The organism is Maribacter arcticus, assembly GCF_900167935.1.
Taxonomy (GTDB): Bacteria; Bacteroidota; Bacteroidia; order Flavobacteriales; family Flavobacteriaceae; genus Maribacter; species Maribacter arcticus.
Genome location: NZ_FUYL01000008.1, coordinates 191062 through 214066, shown reverse-complemented (window position 1 = coordinate 214066; position 23005 = coordinate 191062). Strand labels below are relative to the sequence as shown.

The following is a 23005-nucleotide window of genomic DNA, read 5'->3' as shown; positions in this document are numbered from 1 at the left end:
ATTAATTTTAAAGAAACCTCTCCTATTCTTTAGGGGAGATTTCTTTTTTACAATTGGCACTAATTTCTACTGCTCTATCTAGCCCGTTGTATGGATAAAATGGAATGGTTTGTTTTTCCTCTTTAAACAATACTATAGCACGGTCTACATCTTCACAAAAAGGTGTAATTGATTGTCCAAAGAATTTTGCCGACCCCATATCCCATTCAGCTTTGCTTAATAGTACTCTTGGGTTGTTCGGGGCAATAGTTTCTGCCTTATTATAAATGCCATTATTCTCCCCAGACAAAGTCATACCGTATTTCTGACCGTCAAAAGCAATGTAAGCTGTATTTAGTAGCGCGTACGAAACTAGTATCTCTGGATTATCTTCTGATATAGATGATGCTGTATCTAAAAAAGCTTTTGCTCTTGTGAGTTTTGTAGTTAGCAATGCTTCATCCTTTACAGTAAAACTGCCTATTATCTCAATTAAACCAGCGTAATAGGACGGTAGCCAATTATCAGTTTCTACAGATGCAATTCTTTCGAACATTTGTATGGCTTCTATGTTTTTTCCTTGTTCCCATATCTCAAACGCATTGCCCATGCCTTTTTCGTACGGAGTTTGTGCGGTTAAGTTTAATGTGAAAATGAATGTGGCAATTAGAATTATTGTTTTCATGATTAAAAGTTTTATAGTTATTTATTATTGTTCAAATATCTTTCTATTCTGATTTTTTTAATAAAATAGATGACCGAGCTGTAGTATTATGGTAATGAATTGTAATATCTAAAGATTATCAAGTTGATTATCATTCTTATTGTCGCTTATGGTCCAAAAGAATCCCACGAAAAAGAAGCGGTCCGCAGCTGGTGAAATTGTTCTACGGTCAAATATGCCCTCGGTATTTGTTTGGTTAGCATATTGGTATCCATTTATATTTTGCGTTCCTAGGACATTGCTTATGGAGAAGTACAAAATCTTTTGTTGACTTATTAAATAGGCGTAATTAAAGTTTAAAGAATGGAAGTTTTTAGCTTGTTCGGTCAAAAACCCTCCTTTGTTAGGGTCTGTAAACGTACGTCCAGAAGCAAAATTATAACTCAGACCTGCCTGACTTTTCCATGCTTCTATCCAACGTTTTAGAACAATTGAGGCATTGTGTTTAGAAGCAAAATTTGGGGTCGCATTTGTGGGGTAATTTTTATAATCCCTCTCTGTGTCCAAGAAAGAATAGGACAACCAATATTCAGTGTTTTTGATTGATTTGTTATCCCTCCAAAAAACATCGAGTCCTTTTGCATACCCATTACCCGAATTCGAATAACTAGAAATAGGTAGTGCCAATGGTGTATCGTACTTTACTAAATCATTATAATCTTTGTAATAAGCCTCTGCTCTAAAGATTTGTTTATTTTTTACATATTGATAATTGGCAATCAAATGGGTGGTATTTTCAGCAGTAAAATCATAGTTAAATTTTAAATACTCATTTTTCGGATTTTGAAAAAATTCACCGTAGGCTAATGAAAATTGAGAGTTTGCGCCTGATTTATAGGCTAAAGAAATTCTAGGGGACAGATTGAACTCCTGTAAAAGTTCAGAATATTCACCTCGTATCCCAATTTTAGTCGCAAGATTTTTTGAGAAGAAAATATCGGTTTCAATAAAACTACTAAAAATAGTATTATCAAAACCATATTCATTTTCAATGGTATCGTCGTTATAGTTTTCGGTGAAGTTTGTGATAAAGTATTCTGCCCCAAAGTTTAATTTATATCGGCTAGAAAAGTACTTGTTCAGAGTAAATTTAAAGTGAGCTGAATTTTCAATATCAGTGATGTTTGCAGAACTAAATTTTAAATCAGAACGGTCGTTTGCAAAGCTGACGCCTGTGGCAATGCTCCAATCTTTTTCTAAGAAATCTTTATATGATGTATTCACATATAAGTTTCTATTTTTTAATCCGAATCGTACACCATCTATTTCATTAATATCTTCTTGGGTTAAATCAAAATTTACGGCACTATATGCTCCATAAACTTTTAATAATCCGTCATTATTAAATCTATATCGGTATACCGCTTCACCTCCTAAAGATTCTACTGGCTTGTGCCATTTATTATTATCTGAATATAATTTCTGATAAGGTGCTAAATTAATGTAGGATGTATTTAAGCTCAATGAGCTCTTATTCCATTTTTGGGTATTCCCAAGCCCGACGCCAACAGACATTATTGCGATCTCAGTTTTTTCCTCTTGTGGCTCGTCAACACTATTCAATAGTAAAACACTGGACAATGCCTGACCGTATTCGGCAGAATATCCACCGGTAGAAAAAGTGATTCCCTTAAATAAAAATGGCGATAACCTCCCTCTTGACGGAATATTATTGGCGGAAGGGGAGTAAGGTGTAAATACCCGCATACCGTCCACAAAGATTTGTGTTTCTTCTGCATCGCCACCTCTTACGAATAGCCTACCATCTTCGGCAACATTACTCGTTCCGGGCAAAGTTTGTAATGCCCCTACGAAATCGCCCAACGCACCGGCTGTGGTTACAATATCTAAAGGTTTCAAAGCGGTTACTTTTGCATTGTCACCTGCTTTGAAAGTACCAGCATTTACAGTGACCGCATCTAAAGTGTTTACATCATCCTTTAGTTTAATGATTACATTGTTAAAGAAGCTGATTTCTGCCGTTTTAGAATAGGTCTCAAAAGAAATTGATGATACTATTAATGTTTGTCCTCCTTGTTTTTCAGTTTCAAAAGAGAATAGTCCATTTTCAATAGTTGCCGTGCCGTCATATGTACCTTTTAAATATACATTTGCACCCATAATTGGTACTCCTTGATGGTCAATTACCTTTCCTGTTACTGTGTTTTGTGCAAATAGGTTAACATGAATTAGAGTAAACAATAGTAGTGATAAAGTCTTCATCGTAAATTATATTTTTGATTGAAGTCACAAATATGAATTGTTAATGAAGTTTTATAGAAAATGATTTTCTGAGTTGTGGATATTATAAACTGAATTGTAATTGATAGTCGAAATCAACTATTTATAATGGGTAATTAATAACATAAATATGGTAACTCAAAAGAGTTTATAACCATATAATGGTTTTAACTTTGCATTTTTAGTTGTGCTATTGAACTATTATCGTCTATGTGTAGAACTTAAAAATTATTAAGGTATGAATACTATAAAGTCTAACAAAAAAGCATTATTCGCTTTAGCCATAGGAGGTTTCGGTATAGGCCTTACCGAATTTGTGATTATGGGAATTTTGACCGAAGTGTCTGGTTCTTTGGGGGTTACAATTCCACAAGCGGGTCATTTTATTGCAGCATATGCTTTAGGTGTAGTAGTGGGTGCTCCCTTACTTACTGGTATTGGTTCAAAACTGTCTCCAAAGAAAATGTTGTTCTTGCTAATGATATGGTTCACCGTTTTCAATACGTTATCGGGGTTAGCATCTGGTTATAAGAGTCTTCTTTTTCTACGATTTCTATCAGGAATTCCACATGGCGCATTTTTTGGTATTGGTGCTGTTGTGGCAACAAAACTGGCTAAAAAAGGTAAATCCGCACAAGGTATTGCAATAATGTTTTCAGGATTAACTGTAGCGAACGTAATTGGAGTACCGATAGGAACTTATTTAGGGCAACAGTTTAGCTGGAGTGTTTCTTTTTATTTAGTAGGATTTGTAGGACTTTTGGCACTTGCCAGTATTTATTTGTGGATGCCGAAAATAGAAATTGAGGCTTCAGAGCAAAATGTAAGTGTCACAAAAGGTTTGAAGAATACTGAACTTTGGGCTTTGATTGCTTTAACGACCATTGGTACTGGCGGTTTTTTCGCATGGTATAGTTACGTTGCACCGTTAATCACTGATGTTGCGGGCTTACCTAATCACTTTGTTGGGTACGCGATGATGCTTGCTGGGTTAGGTATGGTTGTCGGTAATTTTTTGGGTGCGAAAATGGCAGAATTGTTCTCTCCGTTAAAAGCGGTGATTATTAGTCTATCGGTCATGTCTGCGGTTTTAATATTGAATATGTTTATCGCTACTAATCCTTATTTATTAATGGGAATGACTTTTATGATTGGGGTAATATCTTTTACTGTTTCTACTCCTATACAAATGGCAATAATCAACACCTCTAAGGGTTCTGAAATGTTGGGTTCATCAATGAATCAAAGTGCCTTTAATATGGGTAATGCTTCAGGCGCATATTTAGCCGGATTACCAATAGCATTTGGATATGGAATTATTTACTCTAGTTTGGTAGGTGCAATTTTAGCTTTTGCTGGTGTTTCAATAGCAGTAGCTATTTTAATTGTACGAAAAAGAAGAGCAATTAAATACAAGAAAATGGCTATTAGTAGTTTGGAGACTTAATACGTTATATAAAAAAGGAACCTAATTTATAGGTTCCTTTTTTTATTCTCAAAATTTAGATAAGTTAGCTTAACAATATATTTAATTGCTTTTGGCGTATGGTTCGATTTTCGTGTTAAATTTTGTAATTTGGGTATTTTATCGTACTTAAATGTATTTTAACGCGTTATTAAAGAACCTAAACCTACTTAATTGTGCAACGAACTAAATTATTCCTCGGAACTATAGTAATGGTTCTTATACTATTCGTTCTCACTGCTTCGTCATTTAAACCAGAACATTCAAAGGCAATTATTTCTAATTCGAACCCTGTTAAAACTTTAGCGGAGAAACGGGAAATAAAATTATATGCCATACGGCAACAAGCTTTGAAATCGGCATTAACCACTTATTTTGACCAGGCAATTAAATCTGGAGATATAGTAGGTGCGGGGGTAAGTATAGTTAGTGGTGATTCTGTTATACTTTCTAATGGATTTGGAAAAAGAAGTGTAAAGGGAATTGAAAATGTAGATGGAGAAACGCTTTTTAGACTAGGGTCAATATCGAAAGGCTTTACAGGTGTATTAGCTGCCAATCTTGAAAGTGAAGGTAAAATACATTGGAATGATAAAGTCGTTGAGTTCATTCCTGATTTTAAATTTGGAAATAAAATTAATACAGAGAAAGTTGAAATAGCCCATCTTTTATCTCATACCTCTGGAACGCCATATCACAGTTTTACCAATTTAGTTGAAGCTGGTATATCGATGTCTAAAATTGCTGGTCGTTTTAATGAAGTTCAACCTATTGCCGAACCTGGGCTTCAATATAGTTACCAGAATGCCATGTTTTCATTGAGTCAAGAAATTATGTTGAAAGCTACTGGTAAGGATATTCAAACTTTGTTGGCTGATAAGTTTTTTAAGCCATTGAACATGCAATCGGTATCTATGGACCATCAAACATTAATTAATTCTAATAATGTTGCTTTACCACATACCAAAAGTAAAGGTCATTGGAGAGCTTTGTCTTTAACGGATAAATACTACAATGCCATTGCAGCAGGTGGTATCAATGCTAGTTCACTTGATATGGCAAAATGGATGCGTTTTTTGCTTGGGCATAATCCAGAAGTAATGGCTAAGGATGCTGTCGAACAAGTGTTTAAGCCATATATTGCTTTAAACGGGCACAGTAAATATTACCAAAGATGGCCAGGTCACTTAACGTCTGCTTATGGATTTGGATGGCGTATTCATACTTTAAAGGAAAACGAAAAATCGGCAGAAGAAACTATTTGGCATCACGGCGGAAGTGTAAATAATTATAGAAACGAAATTGCACTATTTCCAGATTCAGATTTAGGCATTTGTGTATTGTTAAATGGCAATTCAAAATTAGCAAGAACAGTTATACCAGATATTCATGCTATTGTTAAAAGTATTTATGAGCAAGATATATCAACACCAGGAAGCTTATAATAATTTTCAGGTAATTTAGCCATAAGAATTTTACTTATAAAAAAGTCCCTTTAATCAAATGATTAAAGGGACTTTTTATTTAAAATGTAATTATTAGATGTTGCTGGCCAACCAATCGCCAACTTCACTAGTTTTATAACTTTTACCTCCATCAGCAAGATCTTCGGTAACGTACCCTTCTGCTAATGATTTATTGACAACTCTTCTGATTTCCTCTGCCTCTTCGGTCATATTCATATCTTCAAATAGCATAGCTGCTGAAAGTACAGTAGCTAAAGGATTAGCAATATCCTTACCTGCAGCTTGTGGGTAAGAACCGTGTATTGGTTCATATAAAGAAACTTTACTACCTACTGAAGAAGAAGGCATTAGACCCATAGAACCAGCAATAACAGAAGCTTCATCAGTTAAGATATCACCAAATAGGTTTGCTGTAATAATTACATCATATCCTTTTGGCCATTGAATTAAACGCATAGCTACAGCATCTATAAACTCATAAGTAACTTCTACTTCAGGATAATCTTTTTCCATCCCCTGAACCGTTTCTCTCCATAATCTAGAAGATTCCAATACGTTTGCCTTATCAACACAACATAATTTCTTAGAACGCTTCATAGCCATGTCAAAACCTTTTTTAGCCAAACGCTCAATTTCGAAACGTTTATATGTCATGGTATCATATGCCGTATTACCGTCATCTTTTCTACCACGTTCACCAAAATAGATTCCGCCCGTTAATTCTCTTAAAATGATTAAATCAGTACCCTCAATTCTATCTCTTTTTAAGGGAGATTTATCGATTAGAGAAGGGAAAGTAAAGGTTGGACGTACATTTGCAAACAATCCTAATTTTTGTCTCATCTTCAATAATCCTTGCTCTGGACGTACTTTCGCCGATGGATCATTGTCAAAACGAGGATGACCAATTGCGCCAAAAAGAACGGCATCTGCATTGGCACAAATTTCATGTGTTTCATCAGGATAAGGCTCACCAACAGCATCAATGGCTGCTGCACCGGTAAGGGCAGGTTTCCAATTGATGTCATGGTGGTATTTTTTAGCAATGGCATCACATACCTTTACCGCTTGATCAATAACTTCTGGACCGATACCATCACCGGCCAATAAGGCAATATTTAATTTCATTTTATTTAGTTGTATGTTGCTCGAAACGTCTTTTCGAGGTACCAAGCAATCTGTTTAATTTATACTTATTTTCTCCATTAAAACTACTTTCATCTTCCTACAAAACTGAAACAGATTGTTTCGTTTTGCTTTAAATGACTGTGTTCCTATATAATATTCAACATTTTTTCGGTCGCCTTGATGGCACTTACCGTTTGGTCAGAATCTAACCCTCTAGAGGTAAATTCTTTTCCATCCATTTCCCAAGTAATTACCGTTTCACAGAGTGCATCAGATGTACTACCTGGTGGTATTCTTACTGCATAATCTGTTAATTTAGGTAATGTTTTATTTTTGGCAATATATACTTTTTTTAAGGCATTCATAAAAGCATCATACTGTCCATCACCTTGTGCATGGGCTTCGTAAACTTTGCCATCTACTTCAACAGACAGGGTAGTGGAAGGCATTAAACCTTTAGCATGTGTCAATACATAAGATTTTACAAAAACCTTTTGCTTATAATCTGAAGTATCTAAAACATCTGAAATTATAAAAGGCAGATCATCTTTAGTAACCCGTTCCTTTTTATCCCCTAGTTCTATAATTCTAGCCGTTACCTTTTTTAATTCATCATCATTAAGTGTCAGTCCAAGTTCTTGCAAGTTCTTCTGAATGTTTGCTTTGCCAGACATTTTACCTAATGCATATTTTCGTTTTCTACCAAAACGCTCTGGCATTAAGTCACTAAAATACAAGTTCTTTTTACTATCTCCGTCAGCATGTATACCTGCTGTTTGAGTAAATACATTATCTCCAACTATTGGTTTATTGGCTGGTATTGTAAACCCTGTAAATGCAGAAACTAGTTTACTTACTTTAAATAGGGAGGTTTCATTTACATTGATTTCAACTTCTGGTAAAAAGTCATTAATTACAGCTACTGCACTTGCCATAGGAGCATTGCCAGCACGTTCTCCCATACCGTTTACAGTTAAGTGTAGACCATGGCAACCCGCCTTTACAGCTTCCATGATATTGGCTACACCTAAATCATAATCGTTGTGACCATGAAAATCAAAATGCAAATCGGGAAATTTTTGAACTATCTCTGAGATGTATGCATATGTTTCAGTATGGGTTAAAATACCCAATGTATCTGGTAATAAAATTCTTTTAACGGGTTGAGTAGAAAGAAATTCTAAAAATTTAAAAACATACGCTTTTGAATTTCGCATACCATTACTCCAATCCTCTAGATAGATATTATTAATAATACCTCTTTCGGATGCATTTTTGAAAATTTCACTTATTTCTGAAAAATGTTGTTTTGGAGTTTTCTTTAGCTGGTGTTCTAAATGGTTCAAAGAACCTTTTGTCAGTAGATTTTGAGAAATCGCACCCGATTTTTGCATCCAATCTAACGAAATACCACCATCTACAAAAGTAAGAACCTCTACACGTTCTAAATATCCTTTGGTAGCTGCCCACTCGGTAATTTTTTGAACAGCTTCAAGCTCACCATCAGAAACACGAGCTGAAGCGACCTCAATACGGTCTACCTTAAGCTCGTCTAAAAGTAGTTTTGCTAAGGTTAATTTTTCTGATGCAGAAAAGGATACCCCAGAAGTTTGTTCACCATCCCTAAGGGTGGTATCCATAATTTCCAATTTTCTTTTCATTAGTGTTCTTCCGTTAAATGAAAACTTGGATTATAATGGTGTATTTTCCGCGAACGTCTCGATGTCTTTTTTGATGTTCAATAAGTAATCGATATCATCAAAACCGTTTAGCATGTTATTTTTCTTATAACCATTGATGTCAAAAGATTCACTTTCTCCTGTAGAAAGCAAAACTATCTTTTGTTCTGGTAAACTAATTTCTAATTCAACAGATGGGTCAGCCTCAACTGCATCAAATATTTTTTGTAAAAAATCAGCACTAACTTGTACTGGTAATACGCCAATATTTAAACAGTTACCTCTAAAAATATCAGCAAAAAAACTAGATACTACACATCTAAATCCATAATCATATACTGACCAAGCAGCATGCTCACGAGAAGATCCTGAACCAAAGTTTTTTCCACCTACTAATATTTTTCCGCTAAATTTATCTTGATTTAGTACAAAGTCTTCTTTCAAGGTATTGTCTTGGTTGTAACGCCAGTCTCTAAAGAGGTTATCGCCAAAACCAACACGTTCAGTTGCTTTTAAAAATCGTGCAGGAATTATTTGATCTGTATCTACATTCTCTATTGGTAAGGGAACTGCAGTTGAAGTTAATATATTGAATTTATCGTATGCCATTTTTTATAGCTTTTAGCTAAGGGCCTTTAACCTTTAGCGTTTTGTATTAATAAATAGATTTTTGCTAATGGCCAACTGCCAATAGCTAATAGCAAACTTGTTATACAAGTTCTACCATTAATTCTCTTGGGTCTGTTACTTTACCAGTTACGGCAGCTGCAGCAGCTACTAACGGACTAGCCAATAAAGTTCTTGAACCGGGACCTTGTCTTCCTTCAAAGTTTCTGTTTGATGTACTTACGGCTAATTTTCCAGCAGGAACCTTATCATCGTTCATTGCCAAACAGGCGGAACAACCAGGCTCACGAAGCTCGAATCCGGATTCGATTAAAATATCAAGAATACCTTCTTCTTTTATCGCCGCTTCAACTTTATGAGATCCAGGAACCAACCATGCTGTTACATTATCAGCCTTCTTTCTTCCTTTTACAATAGAGGCAAATGCTCTGAAATCTTCAATTCTACCATTAGTACAACTTCCAAGGAATACGAAGTCGATTGGTTTCCCCATCATACTATCACCTTCATTGAATTCCATATATTTCAATGATTTCTGATACGTAGTGGCACCACCTTGTACAGCACTTGCCATAGGAATATCATTTGAAATCCCCATACCCATTCCTGGGTTTGTACCGTAAGTAATCATTGGTTCTATTAACGAACCGTCAAAAGTTAATTCTTTATCAAATATGGCATCTTCATCTGTATATAAAGTTTCCCAATATGCCATTGCTTTATCCCAATCTGCACCTTTTGGTGTGAATTCGCGATCTTTTATATATTCAAATGTTTTTTCGTCAGGTGCAATCATACCACCACGGGCACCCATTTCTATACTTAAGTTACAAACGGTCATACGACCTTCCATACTCATGTCTCTGAAAATTTCACCCGCATATTCTACAAAATATCCTGTAGCCCCAGAAGTGGTCAATTGAGAAATAATGAACAAGGCAACATCTTTAGGTGTTACCCCTTTGCTCATTTTACCGTTAACATTGATACGCATTCTCTTTGGCTTAGGCTGCATAATACATTGTGTAGCCAATACCATTTCAACTTCAGATGTACCAATACCAAAAGCAATAGCACCAAAAGCACCGTGCGTTGAAGTATGTGAATCTCCACATACTATAGTAGCACCTGGTTGGGTTATACCGTATTCAGGACCTACAACGTGTACAATACCATTTTTTGCATGACCTAATCCCCAATAAGAAATACCATATTCATTGGCATTTTCTTCCAACATTCTTAATTGATTTGCAGAAAGTGGATCTGCAATTGGTAAATGTTGGTTTATGGTTGGTGTATTGTGGTCAGCTGTTGCAAATGTTTTCTCAGGATGCATTACAGGAATACTTCTGTTTTTTAATCCTAAAAAAGCAACCGGACTAGTTACTTCATGAACCATGTGTCTGTCAATAAACAGAACATCTGGACCATCTTGTATTTTATGTACTACGTGGGAATCCCACACTTTGTCAAATAATGTTTTAGTTGCGCTCATATTCTTTCTAATCTAAGTGCACAAATCTATTAAAAACAAGGGTTTTTAGGAAATTAAGACCCTTCTAAATTACGATGTTCAACGATAAATGTGTTAAAAATAAAACTAACTAATATAAGTCCAGATATTTTTATGTTTTACCAATTGAGCATACATGTGTCTAATAATAAGATTCTCTGGTTTGCTTAATGATGGGTCTTCTTTTAATAATTGAAGGGCATAATAACGTGCCGTTTTAAGGATGTCATTATCCTTAATAATATCTGCAATCTTTAAGTTTAATAATCCGCTTTGCTGGGTGCCCATTAAATCACCTGGTCCACGAAGTTTAAGATCTACTTCGGCAATTTCGAATCCGTCATTGGTAGCCACCATAGTTTCTAATCGAGTTTTTGCCTCTGTTGATAATTTATGACTGGTCATTAGAATACAAAAGCTTTGGTCTGCCCCACGGCCTACACGACCACGTAATTGATGTAATTGAGATAGTCCAAAGCGTTCGGCACTTTCAATAATCATAACCGAAGCATTAGGCACGTTAACACCAACCTCAATTACCGTTGTGGCGACCATTATTTGTGTTTCACCACGTACGAATCGGTTCATTTCAAATTCCTTATCGGCAGGTTTCATTTGTCCGTGAACGATAGATATCTGATATTTTGGTTGAGGAAAATCCCGAACAATACTCTCATAGCCATCCATTAAATCTTTATAATCCATGGCTTCAGATTCCTGTATTAAAGGGTATACGACATAAATCTGTCTTCCTTTCTCTATTTCATCCCGTATGAAACCAAATACTTTTAAACGGTTGGCATCATAACGGTGAACAGTTTTTATAGGCTTACGACCGGGCGGTAGTTCATCTATTACAGAAATATCCAAATCGCCATACAAACTCATTGCCAAAGTTCTAGGTATGGGTGTAGCCGTCATTACTAATATATGCGGAGGATATTCATTTTTATGCCATAATTTAGAGCGTTGGGCAACTCCGAATCTGTGCTGCTCATCAATGATAGCTATTCCCAAATTCTTGTACTTTACTTTATCCTCTAAAAGCGCATGGGTACCAATAAGAATATTCAATTCTCCGCTTTCTAATTGTTCGTGGATTGGTTTACGAGCCGATTTCTTCACGGAACCCGTCAGTAAAGCACATGTTATTTCTGTTCCCTCCAAAAGCTCTGAAATTCCTTTAAAATGCTGATTAGCAAGAATTTCTGTTGGTGCCATCAAGCAGGCTTGGAATCCGTTATCGATAGCCAACAACATGGTCATGACCGCCACGATTGTTTTACCGGAACCCACATCACCCTGTAATAGGCGATTCATTTGGGCATTGCTACCAAGGTCAGCTCTAATTTCCTTAATTACTCGTTTTTGTGCCCCAGTAAGTTCGAAGGGTAACTTATTAGAATAGAAATCGTTAAAATAGTCACCTACCTCAGTAAACGGAAAACCTTTAATCTTCTTTTTTCTTGATAGTTTTTTACCAATCAGTTGAAGTTGAATGTAAAATAGTTCTTCAAATTTTAACCTGAATTGTGCTTTTGCCAATAACTCCTGATTTTTAGGAAAATGAATATTGAACAGCGCTTCACTTTTTGAAATTAGCTTTAATTCATAAAGTAATTTATCAGAAAGACTTTCGGTAAATTTACCGTTGACTTCTATAAAAAGTTGTTGCATCAGTTTATTGATGACTTTATTGGTAATGCCTTTATTACTTAACTTTTCTGTTGAAGGATACACTGGCTGCATGTACACTTTTGTACCTTGTTCATGTTCTTTTAGCGGTTCCATTTCTGGGTGAGGCATTGAAAATGTGCCATTGAACCAGTTGCATTTTCCGAAAATAACATATGGTGTATTCAATTTTAAATTTTCGCGAATCCATTTCTGACCTCTAAACCAAACCAATTCCATTTCTCCTGTATCATCAATGAATCTGGCAACTAGTCGAGTACCTTTTTTTTGCTCGACCGTTTTAATATTGACTAATTTGCCTATAATTTGAACATCTGAACTATTACGCTGTAATTGACCGATTTTATAGTATTGTGTTTTATCAATATATCGATTGGGAAAAAGATTCAGCAAATCTTGGTAAGTGTCCACTCCCAATTCTGATTTTAGGGTTTCAGCACGGTTAGGGCCAACACCTTTTAAATAAACAATGGGAGTCTGCAAGAAATTAGCATTCATACCACTAAAGTAGGGTTTAGGTAGATTTGCGACAAGCAAAATTATTAAATTTGATTTCTAGAGTATTCATATCTGCATGAAGAATTTTTTTATACTACTTATATTTTGCATTACATGTTTCACCTATGGTCAACATCAAGATAAGGTAGATTTTACTGCAGCCAGTGTTTATATTAAGCCTGAGCCACTAAAACGTCAAATAAAGGGTAGTGTTGTATATCATTTTGAAGTAAAACAAAATGTAGATTCTATTTTTCTTGATGCCAAAAACATAACCTTTACTAAGGTAGATTTAGATGGAAAACCTGTAAATAATATAAAAACTGAAAAATCTCTAATTATTAAGAGAAAATTCAAAAAAGGACAATCTCACAAACTAAATATCGAATATGTTACCGAGCCAAAACAAACCGTTTATTTTATTGGTTGGGATGATGAAATAGATGGCAACGAACAAATTTGGACGCAAGGTCAAGGGAAATACACAAGTCATTGGTTGCCTAGTTTTGATGATATGGAAGAAAAGATTGAGTTCGATTTAACCATTGAGGCAAATATGAAATATAAGGTTATAGCGAATGGTAATTTGGTGATGAAATCAAATGAAACAGAGAAGTTTCCTATTTGGGTTTTTGATATGGAAAAACCAATGAGCAGTTATTTGTTAGCATTTGCTATTGGTAATTACAATAAGCAAGTATTGAAATCTGAAAGTGGTGTGTCAATTGAGAATTATTTTTATCCTGAGGATAGTTTAAAGGTAGAACCCACTTATAGATATACTAAAAGAATTTTTGATTTCTTAGAAACCGAGATTGGTGTTGCTTATCCATGGCAAAATTATAAGCAAGTACCAGTTCATGATTTTTTATATGCTGGTATGGAAAATACTAGTGCTACCTTTTTTTCTGATGCCTACGTTATTGATTCCACTTCATTTATTGATAGAAATTATGTGAATATTAATGCTCATGAATTGGCACATCAATGGTTTGGTAATTTGGTTACTGAAAAGAACAGTGAGCAACATTGGTTACATGAAGGCTTTGCAACATACTTTGCTTATTTGGCTGAAAAAGAAGTGTTTGGTGACGATTATTACTATTGGAAGTTATTCGATACAGCAAAAACTTTAAGTGGTATTTCTGAAAAAGGAGAAGGGGAGAGTTTGCTGAATCCTAAAGCTAGTAGTCTTACTTTTTATGAAAAAGGTGCTTGGGCTATGTCTATACTTAGAGAAGAAATAGGGGACTCTGCATTTAAAGAAGGAATAAAAACATACCTAGATAAATATCAGTTCCAAAATGTGACTGTAGCTGATTTTATTACTGAAATGGAAGAGGTGAGTGGTGAAAGCTTAAAACACTTTAAAGAGGTTTGGTTGGAGGGAGATGTATTTCCTATGGAGGAAACTAAAGATTATTTAATGAAAAATAGTTCATCTTTAAGGATGTATTATGTCTTAAAACATGGTGATAAAAAAACTTTTACTTCTAGTGATATTTTAAAGGACTCAGAACTTGCAACACAACTGAAGCTAGAATTACTTCAACTAAAAGGAAGTTTTCCTGAATTAGAACTTTCGCCTTTACTTACTAATGATGATATTAAAATAAGACAATTTGCTGCTCAGAAAATGAGTAAAATTTCTGAGATTTCAAAAGAATTTGTTAAGCCATTGTTGTTAGATGACAGTTATATTACCAATGAATTGATGCTCTATAATCTTTGGAATAGTTTTGATTATGATAGAAGTGTCTTCTTGGATAGAACTAAAGATATTATTGGACTACCCAATAAGAATGTACGCTTGCTTTGGCTAACGTTGGCATTGTTTACCCCTGATTACAACCCTTCAGAAAACACTGCGTATTATAAGGAACTTATTGGGTATACTAGTTCAATTTATAATCCGGAAGTACGACAAACTGCTTTTCAATACTTATTTGAAATTAAGGCGCTTAAAGGTGACGGATTAGCTAATTTGATTAAGGCAACTAACCATCATTCGTGGCAATTCAGAAATTTTTCTAGACAATTGTTAGATTCTTTGTTGAATGATGAAGCACAAAAAAAAGAAATTGAAAAGGTAGCAAAGCAACTTAGTTCGACAGATTTACGTTATCTTAAAACGAAATTAAATTTTAAATGAAAGCATTAGTTATTTCCGGTGGCGGTAGTAAAGGCGCCTTTGCAGGTGGTGTTGCCCAATACCTAATTCAAGAAGAAGGTAGAAAGTATGATATTTTTGTGGGAACTTCTACCGGAAGTCTATTAATTTCTCATTTAGCTCTAGGTAAATTAGATAAGATTAAGGAAATCTATTCTAATGTCAATCAAAAGAGCATATTTAATAATTGCCCTTTTCTGGTGAAAAATATCCGCGGTAATGAAGAGATTTCCATTAATCATTGGAATGTACTACGCAATTTTCTAGTAGGAAAAAAGACCTTTGGAGAAAGTGAAAATCTTAGAAAATTAATTGAAAATAGTTTAACCCTTGAAGAGTTCGAGACATTAAAACACGGTGATTCTGATGTGATTATTACGGTTTCTAATTTATCATTAAATCAGGTAGAGTATAAATCTATTAAAGATTGTACGTATGATGATTACTGTGATTGGATTTGGATATCGGCCAACTATACGCCATTCATGAGTTTAGTTCGTAAAAATGGATGTGAATATGCAGATGGAGGTTTAGGAAGTATTGTACCTATAGAAGAGGCAATTAAAAGAGGAGCAACCGAGGTAGATGTTGTTGTTTTACATACCGAGGTAAATTATTTGAATAGGGTAGCATCTAGAAATCCGTTCGAGCTGATTACCACAATGATGAGCTTTATTTTAGATCGTATTGAAAATCAGAATATCAGAATAGGGAAATTGGTTGCCAATCAAAAGAACGCTATTATAAATCTGTTCTATACGCCAACGATATTAACTACCAATTCTTTAATATTTGATAAAGCAAAAATGACCTTGTGGTGGAAAAGAGGTTATCTGTACGCCAAAAATAAGAACGAAGAAACAAACCCTATTGAGCCAAATGAGAATGAATAAATTCTCTTTAGCGACTAAAAAACACTTAGAATTTTATACAATAAATGCTTTCATAATAGAAAGCATTTATTTTTTATTTAAGTAAGAGTATTCCTTTTAAAATTACTACCACAAATCTCCAATTTCCTTTTTTACAAAAGAAAGAGCAGTAGCGGAAGGGGAAGTTTTTTCCATTGTTTCATTAAGAATGTCTTCTCTTAATTTGTCGGCAGATTCCGTTTGGCTCATTGCCGCTTTCCTAATCATTTGTATTGTTGCGCTTTTTGCAGCTTTAATTATGTTCCAACATTCGTCGCTCATATAAATTTGTTGCGATAAATTATGATCAAATTCTGTCTCGATACTTTTTATCAATAAACTTTCATAAGCACCCTTATCTTTAGATTGTGGGCCAACACGTACCACTAAACTAGGAATTGCAATTCGTTCTAAAAATAGCGCCATACGTTCATATGCTTGCAAACGAACTGGCAAGGTGTCTTTTTGAGAATCTTTATGTAAAAGAAAACGTCTACGACCTTCTTCATTGTTCGTGTGCATTCTAAAGAAATAGAAAGCAATAGCGCCCGTAACTACTGAAGGTAATAAATACGCGAAAAGTTGAAATATTTGGTCTGAGGTCATTTTTGAGATTATTTATTGAATTATATCAGTTTAAAACGATGATTTTATTCAATTAGTATAATGGTTCATCGATGAAATGCAAGTAATTTAATTTTTGGCGTCTCCCTTCGCCATATCATAAAATGCTTTATAATTTGGTTGAAGTTTTATTTGAAGTGATTCGCGTAATCCACCATCTGCACCAACAGCACTAATACGTTCGCCATTTACACCAAACTCTTTTATAAGAATGCTCGCAATAGCTGTAGCTTGTTGAATAGCAATATCCATTTCGCCTGTAATATTTAAGCTTGCTACAGTAATTATGCTCTTAGGGTTAGCATTAGCCACTTTGGCTACATTCTCTATCCAATCTCTAGATTCACTGGAAGGATTTACACCCACACCATCTGTAAAGAAAAAATCTAATTTCTCAGAAATAATTACTGATCCATCAGAGACACCAACTTTTGCATTCTCACCTAAAACTTGTTTAGTATTGGTTAAAATAACTACTGCGGTAGAGTCATTACTTGCGACACCATCTGTAATACCTTTAAGTTGCTCTTCTTTACGTTTTAAGGTAGCTAAGGTCTTATTGATATTCTCAGAATTCTGACTCGACAGAGCTGCAAAACTATTAAGATTTTTCATCAAAGTAGCATTGGCATCTTGTAACTCGGTTACCTGTACTTGAAGTTCATCGGCGCGTTGTAAGCCTAATTTTTCATTGTGCTGTGCTGTACTTACTATTCGCGATACAGAATCTAGTTTATATTTTAGTTCCTGATTTTGATCTATTAATTCACTTTTTTTCTGAGCTTGTACATGGCTTAATCCAACAAACAAAAGAGCTGAACATAAAAAAAATCTTATCATATTAAATATGCATTAAAAAAGTTAATCTAAAGTTTGCCGCCAAGATACGAACAGTCTTTTAATTCTTGAACACCATTGAATGGTACTTTAGTTTTATTATATCCGTGGGTAGAGGCTAAACTGCGATTTAGGTCGTGGTCGTCCACGTTTACTTGAACATCATCCATTGTAAATTGACTTGGGTGTTCATAGCCTGCAGCGTGTGTAATTTCTAAAAATTCTTTTCTAAACGTATTAAAGTATTGCGCCAAACGATCAGATTTTAAAGGTACATTAATACCTCTTTGTAACCATTGACTTTGTGTTGCAATGCCGGTAGGGCATCTGTTGGTATGACATACTTGCGCTTGTATACAACCAATACTCATCATAGCTTCACGAGCAACGTTAATACAGTCTACACCCATTGCAAATGCCATTACAGCTTTTGCAGGAAAACCTAACTTTCCTGAACCTATAAATACAATACGGTCTGTAAGGTTTCTATTTAAAAATACCCTGTAAAGACTTGAAAAACCGTAAACCCATGGTAAAGAAACATGATCTGCGAATGATGGGGGAGCAGCACCTGTGCCACCTTCTCCACCATCAACGGTAATAAAATCTGGGCCTTTTCCTGTTTTCAGCATAATGTCGGCCAATTCTTCCCATTGATCCAACTTTCCAATAGCTCCTTTAATACCTACAGGCAAGCCAGTTTCATGTGCAATAGCGTCTATTAAGGCTATTAATTCTTCAACGTTTGAAAACGCTTTATGAGTAGCAGGTGACAAAACATCTTTACCAACTTCAACACCTCTAATTTCTGCAAGTTCAGGTGTTATTTTAGCACCTGGCAATACCCCGCCTTTACCTGGTTTTGCACCTTGAGATAATTTAATCTCTATGGCTTTTATACACGGATTGTCTTCAACCAATTTTTTCATTTTTTCCATAGAGAAATTGCCATCTTCAGTTCTCACACCAAAATATCCAGTCCCAAAATGAAAAATAATATCGCCCCCGTGTTTGTGATAAGGTGAGAGTCCACCTTCACCAGTATTATGATAAGCATTTGCCTTTTTAACTCCTTTATTCATCGCTTCGACAGCTGCAGCAGAAAGTGAACCAAAACTCATAGCTGAAACATTTACTACACTACCTGGTCTGTAAGGTTTTTTACGATTATTGTGTAAGCCCATTATTTTGGCGCACGGTATAAATGTTGGCTCACTTGCATTAGGGTGACCACTAGGTACCGCGTAGGCCATCATTCTATTTTTTACAAAAATATGCTGGTGCGCATATAAATCTCGGTCAGAACCAAAACCTTCATAGTTATTCTCTTTTTTAGCAGAAGCATAAATCCAACCTCTTTCTATTCTATTAAAAGGAAGCTCTTCTCTGTTGTTAGCAACAAAATATTGACGCATTTCTGGTCCGATACTTTCTAACCAATATCTAAGATGCCCAACTACTGGAAAATTGTGCTTTATAGTATGGCGTTTTTGAATAAATATATCCCATATCGCTACTAAAAAAATAAATAAAAAAATCCAAGCCCACCATGGTGGACTTGGAATTGAATTTAAAAATTGATACATCAAAATTATCCTTTTGGTTTAATGTCTAAACGTGGTGTTTTATCACTATTTAAATAGTCTAAACTCATTTCTGTAAGCGCACGTACTCCTAAAAGTAGACCACTATCATCAATCAAAAAATCTGGAGTATGATGTGGATATGATTCTGTACTGCCAGGTGTCATTCCTCCTAAGAAAAAGAAAAATCCTGGAGCTTCTCTTTGAAAATATGAGAAATCTTCTGCACCAGTAATCGCTTTTTGTGTTTGAACGTTAGCATCACCAGCCACTCTTTTTATGGTAGGTAGCATTTGTTCTACCAATTCAGGATTGTTATAGGTAATATCAGTAGCATCCTTAATTTCACAAGTAGCTTCACCACCGTATGCTTTTGCAATTGTAGTCACCATTTCTACCATACGTTTATTAAGCTTATCCTTCATGTCATAATCTAACGTTCTAATAGTACCAATCATTTCAGCGGTTTCTGGAATAATATTGAAACGTACACCACTCTTTATTTTTCCGACTGTAATTACAGCTGCTTCATTGGTTAGGTTAGTTTCTCTACTTATAATAGTTTGCAAACCATCAATTATTTTAGCACTGATTAAGATAGGGTCAACACCAGACCACGGTTGAGAACCATGAGTTTGTTTTCCTTTTACGTTAATAGTAAAACTTTGAGCTGCAGCCATTGTACCACCAGATTTATATTTAATAACTCCAACAGGTGTTTGAGAATTAATATGAAGACCGAAAATAGCATCCACTTTAGGGCTATTCATTACTCCTTCTTTAACCATTAATAAAGCTCCACCTTCTTCTCCTGGTGGTGGACCTTCTTCAGCTGGCTGAAAAATAAATTTCACTGTGCCTTTAATTTTATCCTTGTTTTTGGACATTACTTCAGCAACACCCATTAAGATTGCGGTATGGGTATCATGACCACATGCATGCATAACGCCAACTTTCTCACCCATAAATTCAGAGGTGACGTTAGATTTATACGGCAAATCATTTCTTTCAGTTACGGGTAAGGCATCTATATCTGCTCTCAACGCAACTACTTTGCCTGGTAAGTCACCTTTTAAAATACCAACGACACCTGTATGTGCAACACCGGTTTCAACCTCTATTCCTAAAGATTTTAGGTGCTTTGCAATTTTTTCAGCAGTTTTAAATTCTCTGTTACCCAATTCTGGATTTTGATGAATTTCTCTACGCCATTCAATTACCTTGCCTTCTATTGAAGTATAATCCTTTTCAAGATTTGGCCCTTGTGCTTGAACGGAAAATCCGAAAAGAACGAAAGCCAAAAAACCTAGTTTTCTCATAATCAGTGTTTAAATTTATAATTTTCTATATGTAACTATTGATTCTAAAATTCATTCAGCATGAACTTGCAATCTCAATATGAGGTATTAAAGGTTAAATATATTCAAAATGAAAAGAAATACCGTCCATTGTTTATAAATCTAAATGACATCACTTTTAGTATCCCTATATAATAGCTAAATTCACGCCTTTAAAAGAAAGAAAATTTGAGCTCATTTATAGATGAATTGAACGATGCCCAAAAGGCTCCTGTTTTGCACAAAGATGGGCCGCTGATGGTAATTGCTGGAGCGGGATCTGGGAAAACACGCGTATTAACTTATAGAATTGCCCACCTAATGGCACAAGGGGTCGATTCTTTCAATATTCTAGCTTTAACCTTTACCAATAAAGCCGCACGTGAAATGAAAGTGCGTATTGCTAACATTGTGGGTTCTACAGAAGCAAAAAATCTTTGGATGGGAACTTTCCACTCTGTTTTTGCGAAACTATTACGTATAGATGGTAATAAACTAGGCTACCCAGCTAACTTCACCATTTATGACACCCAAGATTCTCAGCGCTTAATATCTTCCATTATAAAGGAAATGGGTTTAGATAAGGATATCTATAAATATAAACAGATTCAGAATAGAATTTCCTCATTTAAAAACAGTTTAATTACAGTTAAGGCATATCGGAATGATCCTGATCTGGTAGAGCAAGATGCGATGGCTAAAAAGCCTAGAACAGGAGATATATATGAAAATTATGTAGATCGATGTTTTAAGGCGGGAGCGATGGATTTTGATGATTTATTGCTTCGTACCAATGAATTACTAACTCGCTACCCAGATGTATTGATGAAGTATCAGAATCGCTTTAGGTATATATTAGTAGATGAGTACCAAGATACTAACCATTCGCAATACTTAATCGTTAAAGCATTAGCTGATCGTTTTCAGAATATTTGTGTGGTAGGTGATGATGCGCAAAGTATTTACTCATTTAGAGGAGCGAACATTAGTAATATATTGAACTTTCAAAAAGATTATGATAATGTAGGCATGTATCGATTGGAGCAAAATTATCGATCAACCAGAAATATTGTAAATGCGGCCAATTCTATAATTGGTAAAAACAAGAACCAAATTGAAAAGGTGGTTTGGACCGCAAATGATGATGGTTCTGCTATTAAGATACATAGAAGCCCTACAGATGCTGAAGAGGGCCGATTTGTTGCAAATTCTATTTGGGAGCATCGAATGCAAGATCAAATGAGCAATGGTCAATTTGCTGTCTTGTATAGAACAAATTCTCAATCTAGATCTATTGAAGACGCACTACGTAAACGTGATATTCCATATCGTATTTATGGCGGATTATCATTTTATCAACGTAAAGAGATTAAAGATGTACTATCGTATTTACGTATGGTCATCAATCCGAAAGATGAAGAAGCTTTAAAAAGAATCATTAATTTTCCAGCAAGGGGAATTGGTGGCACTACCATAGATAAACTTGTTGTTGCTGCGAATCATTATAACCGCTCCATATTTGAAGTTATGGAGAATATCGACAAAATTGATTTAAAGATAAACTCAGGAACTAAGCGAAAACTTCAAGATTTTGTAACCATGATCAAGAGTTTTCAGGTCATGAACGAAACTACAGATGCTTTTGCATTGTCTGAACATGTTGCCAAAAAAACCGGAATTCTTTTAGAATTTAAAAAAGATGGAACTCCCGAAGGTATCGGTAAAATGGAGAACATCGAAGAACTTTTAAATGGTATTAAAGATTTCGTAGAAGGACAGAAGGAGATTGATGGGGCAACAGGAAATATTGGTGAGTTTTTAGAAGATGTTGCTCTTGCAACAGATTTAGATAAAGACACCGGAGATGACGACAGGGTTGCTCTTATGACGATACATTTGGCTAAAGGGCTTGAATTTCCATATGTATATATTGTGGGAATGGAAGAGGACCTTTTTCCATCGGGAATGAGCATGAGTACTCGAAGCGAATTGGAAGAAGAACGTAGACTTTTTTACGTAGCACTTACACGAGCTGAGAAACAAGCATACCTAACCTATACTCAAAATAGATACCGATGGGGTAAATTGATTGATGCTGAGCCAAGTCGATTTTTAGAGGAAATTGATGAACAATATGTTGAGAATTTAACCCCTGTTGATGGTGGTTATCGCTATAAACCTCTTATAAATGCTGATATTTTTGGAGAGGTAGATAAGACTAGACTAAGGCAAGAAAAGCCAGTTAGGGGAGCACCACCAATTGTTGGTCAGCCAAATTCTATTCAACTGAAAAAGTTACGTAAAATTAAACCGCAACTAGCAGAGCCAGTTGGTAATACGAATGCTATTGATCCAAATTTGGCTGTAGGTTCATTGGTTAACCATACTCGATTTGGTAGAGGAAAAGTAGTTCAATTAGAGGGATCGGGTAATGATCGAAAAGCTGAGATAATGTTCGATAAAGGGGATATTAAAAAATTGCTTCTTCGATTTGCTAAATTAGAGGTGTTAGGCTAGAGTAATAATTT

The 23005-nt window shown here is 35.1% G+C and carries 16 protein-coding genes; 5 read left to right on the top strand and 11 right to left on the bottom strand.

Translation table 11 applies throughout. From position 1 onward, the window contains the following. Positions 1-22 precede the first annotated feature (22 nt). Both B5X55_RS13600 and B5X55_RS13595 read right to left on the bottom strand, forming a co-directional pair. Positions 23-664 (bottom strand): hypothetical protein, encoded by a 642-nt coding sequence (locus B5X55_RS13600; RefSeq protein ID WP_079513178.1) that lies wholly within the window; start codon positions 662-664, stop codon positions 23-25. A 108-nt stretch (positions 665-772) separates the two neighbouring features. Further along, positions 773-2926, bottom strand: a complete 2154-nt coding sequence (locus B5X55_RS13595; RefSeq protein WP_079513177.1) for a TonB-dependent receptor — start codon at positions 2924-2926, stop codon at positions 773-775. 256 nt (positions 2927-3182) lie between these two features. Here B5X55_RS13595 and B5X55_RS13590 point away from each other — a divergent pair, with 256 nt between their 5' ends. Both B5X55_RS13590 and B5X55_RS13585 read left to right on the top strand, forming a co-directional pair. Continuing rightward, a complete protein-coding gene (locus B5X55_RS13590) occupies positions 3183-4391 on the top strand; it encodes an MFS transporter (protein ID WP_079513176.1) in 1209 nt (402 codons plus the stop codon). A gap of 230 nt (positions 4392-4621) precedes the next feature. Further along, a complete protein-coding gene (locus B5X55_RS13585) occupies positions 4622-5854 on the top strand; it encodes a serine hydrolase domain-containing protein (RefSeq protein ID WP_079513175.1) in 1233 nt (410 codons plus the stop codon). Positions 5855-5947: 93 nt separating this feature from the next. Here the strand turns inward: B5X55_RS13585 and leuB are convergent, their stop codons facing one another. The 5 genes from leuB to recG form a co-directional block, all read right to left on the bottom strand. Continuing rightward, on the bottom strand, positions 5948-7003 hold the full coding sequence (leuB, locus tag B5X55_RS13580) for a 3-isopropylmalate dehydrogenase (protein ID WP_079513174.1): 1056 nt from the start codon (positions 7001-7003) through the stop codon (positions 5948-5950). Between the two features lie 146 nt (positions 7004-7149). After that, the gene (locus B5X55_RS13575; protein WP_079513173.1) at positions 7150-8664 is read right to left on the bottom strand and encodes a hydroxymethylglutaryl-CoA lyase-like TIM-barrel protein; all 1515 of its coding nucleotides are present in this window, start codon (positions 8662-8664) and stop codon (positions 7150-7152) included. A gap of 30 nt (positions 8665-8694) precedes the next feature. Further along, entirely contained in the window at positions 8695-9291 is a 597-nt protein-coding gene (gene leuD / locus B5X55_RS13570; RefSeq protein ID WP_079513172.1) for a 3-isopropylmalate dehydratase small subunit, read from the bottom strand. Positions 9292-9391: 100 nt separating this feature from the next. After that, positions 9392-10804, bottom strand: a complete 1413-nt coding sequence (gene leuC / locus B5X55_RS13565; RefSeq protein ID WP_079513171.1) for a 3-isopropylmalate dehydratase large subunit — start codon at positions 10802-10804, stop codon at positions 9392-9394. Between the two features lie 105 nt (positions 10805-10909). Then, the gene (gene recG / locus B5X55_RS13560) at positions 10910-13015 is read right to left on the bottom strand and encodes an ATP-dependent DNA helicase RecG (RefSeq protein ID WP_079513170.1); all 2106 of its coding nucleotides are present in this window, start codon (positions 13013-13015) and stop codon (positions 10910-10912) included. Positions 13016-13091: 76 nt separating this feature from the next. Between recG and B5X55_RS13555 the strand changes: the two genes are divergently transcribed. Continuing rightward, complete coding sequence (locus B5X55_RS13555) at positions 13092-15167, top strand: M1 family metallopeptidase (protein ID WP_079513169.1); 2076 nt, start codon at positions 13092-13094, stop codon at positions 15165-15167. Beyond that, positions 15164-16078 (top strand): patatin-like phospholipase family protein, encoded by a 915-nt coding sequence (locus B5X55_RS13550; RefSeq protein WP_079513168.1) that lies wholly within the window; start codon positions 15164-15166, stop codon positions 16076-16078. Before B5X55_RS13555 ends, B5X55_RS13550 begins: the two co-directional genes overlap by 4 nt. A gap of 105 nt (positions 16079-16183) precedes the next feature. Here the strand turns inward: B5X55_RS13550 and B5X55_RS13545 are convergent, their stop codons facing one another. The 4 genes from B5X55_RS13545 to B5X55_RS13530 all read right to left on the bottom strand — a co-directional run bounded on the left by B5X55_RS13545 (position 16184) and on the right by B5X55_RS13530 (position 20459). Further along, positions 16184-16702: a DUF7935 family protein gene (locus B5X55_RS13545; RefSeq protein ID WP_079513167.1), complete on the bottom strand. Its 519-nt coding sequence runs from the start codon at positions 16700-16702 to the stop codon at positions 16184-16186. 87 nt (positions 16703-16789) lie between these two features. Continuing rightward, positions 16790-17560, bottom strand: coding sequence for a hypothetical protein (locus B5X55_RS13540; protein WP_079513166.1), 771 nt, complete (start codon positions 17558-17560; stop codon positions 16790-16792). A 26-nt stretch (positions 17561-17586) separates the two neighbouring features. Then, positions 17587-19143 carry an FMN-binding glutamate synthase family protein gene (locus B5X55_RS13535; protein ID WP_079513165.1) on the bottom strand — a complete coding sequence of 519 codons (1557 nt, stop codon included), beginning with the start codon at positions 19141-19143 and terminating at the stop codon, positions 17587-17589. Between the two features lie 5 nt (positions 19144-19148). After that, positions 19149-20459 (bottom strand): amidohydrolase, encoded by a 1311-nt coding sequence (locus tag B5X55_RS13530; protein ID WP_079513164.1) that lies wholly within the window; start codon positions 20457-20459, stop codon positions 19149-19151. A gap of 207 nt (positions 20460-20666) precedes the next feature. On the opposite strand from B5X55_RS13530, the gene B5X55_RS13525 reads away from it, so the two are divergent. After that, positions 20667-22994 carry an ATP-dependent helicase gene (locus B5X55_RS13525; protein WP_079513163.1) on the top strand — a complete coding sequence of 776 codons (2328 nt, stop codon included), beginning with the start codon at positions 20667-20669 and terminating at the stop codon, positions 22992-22994. The last annotated feature ends 11 nt before the right edge of the window (positions 22995-23005 follow it).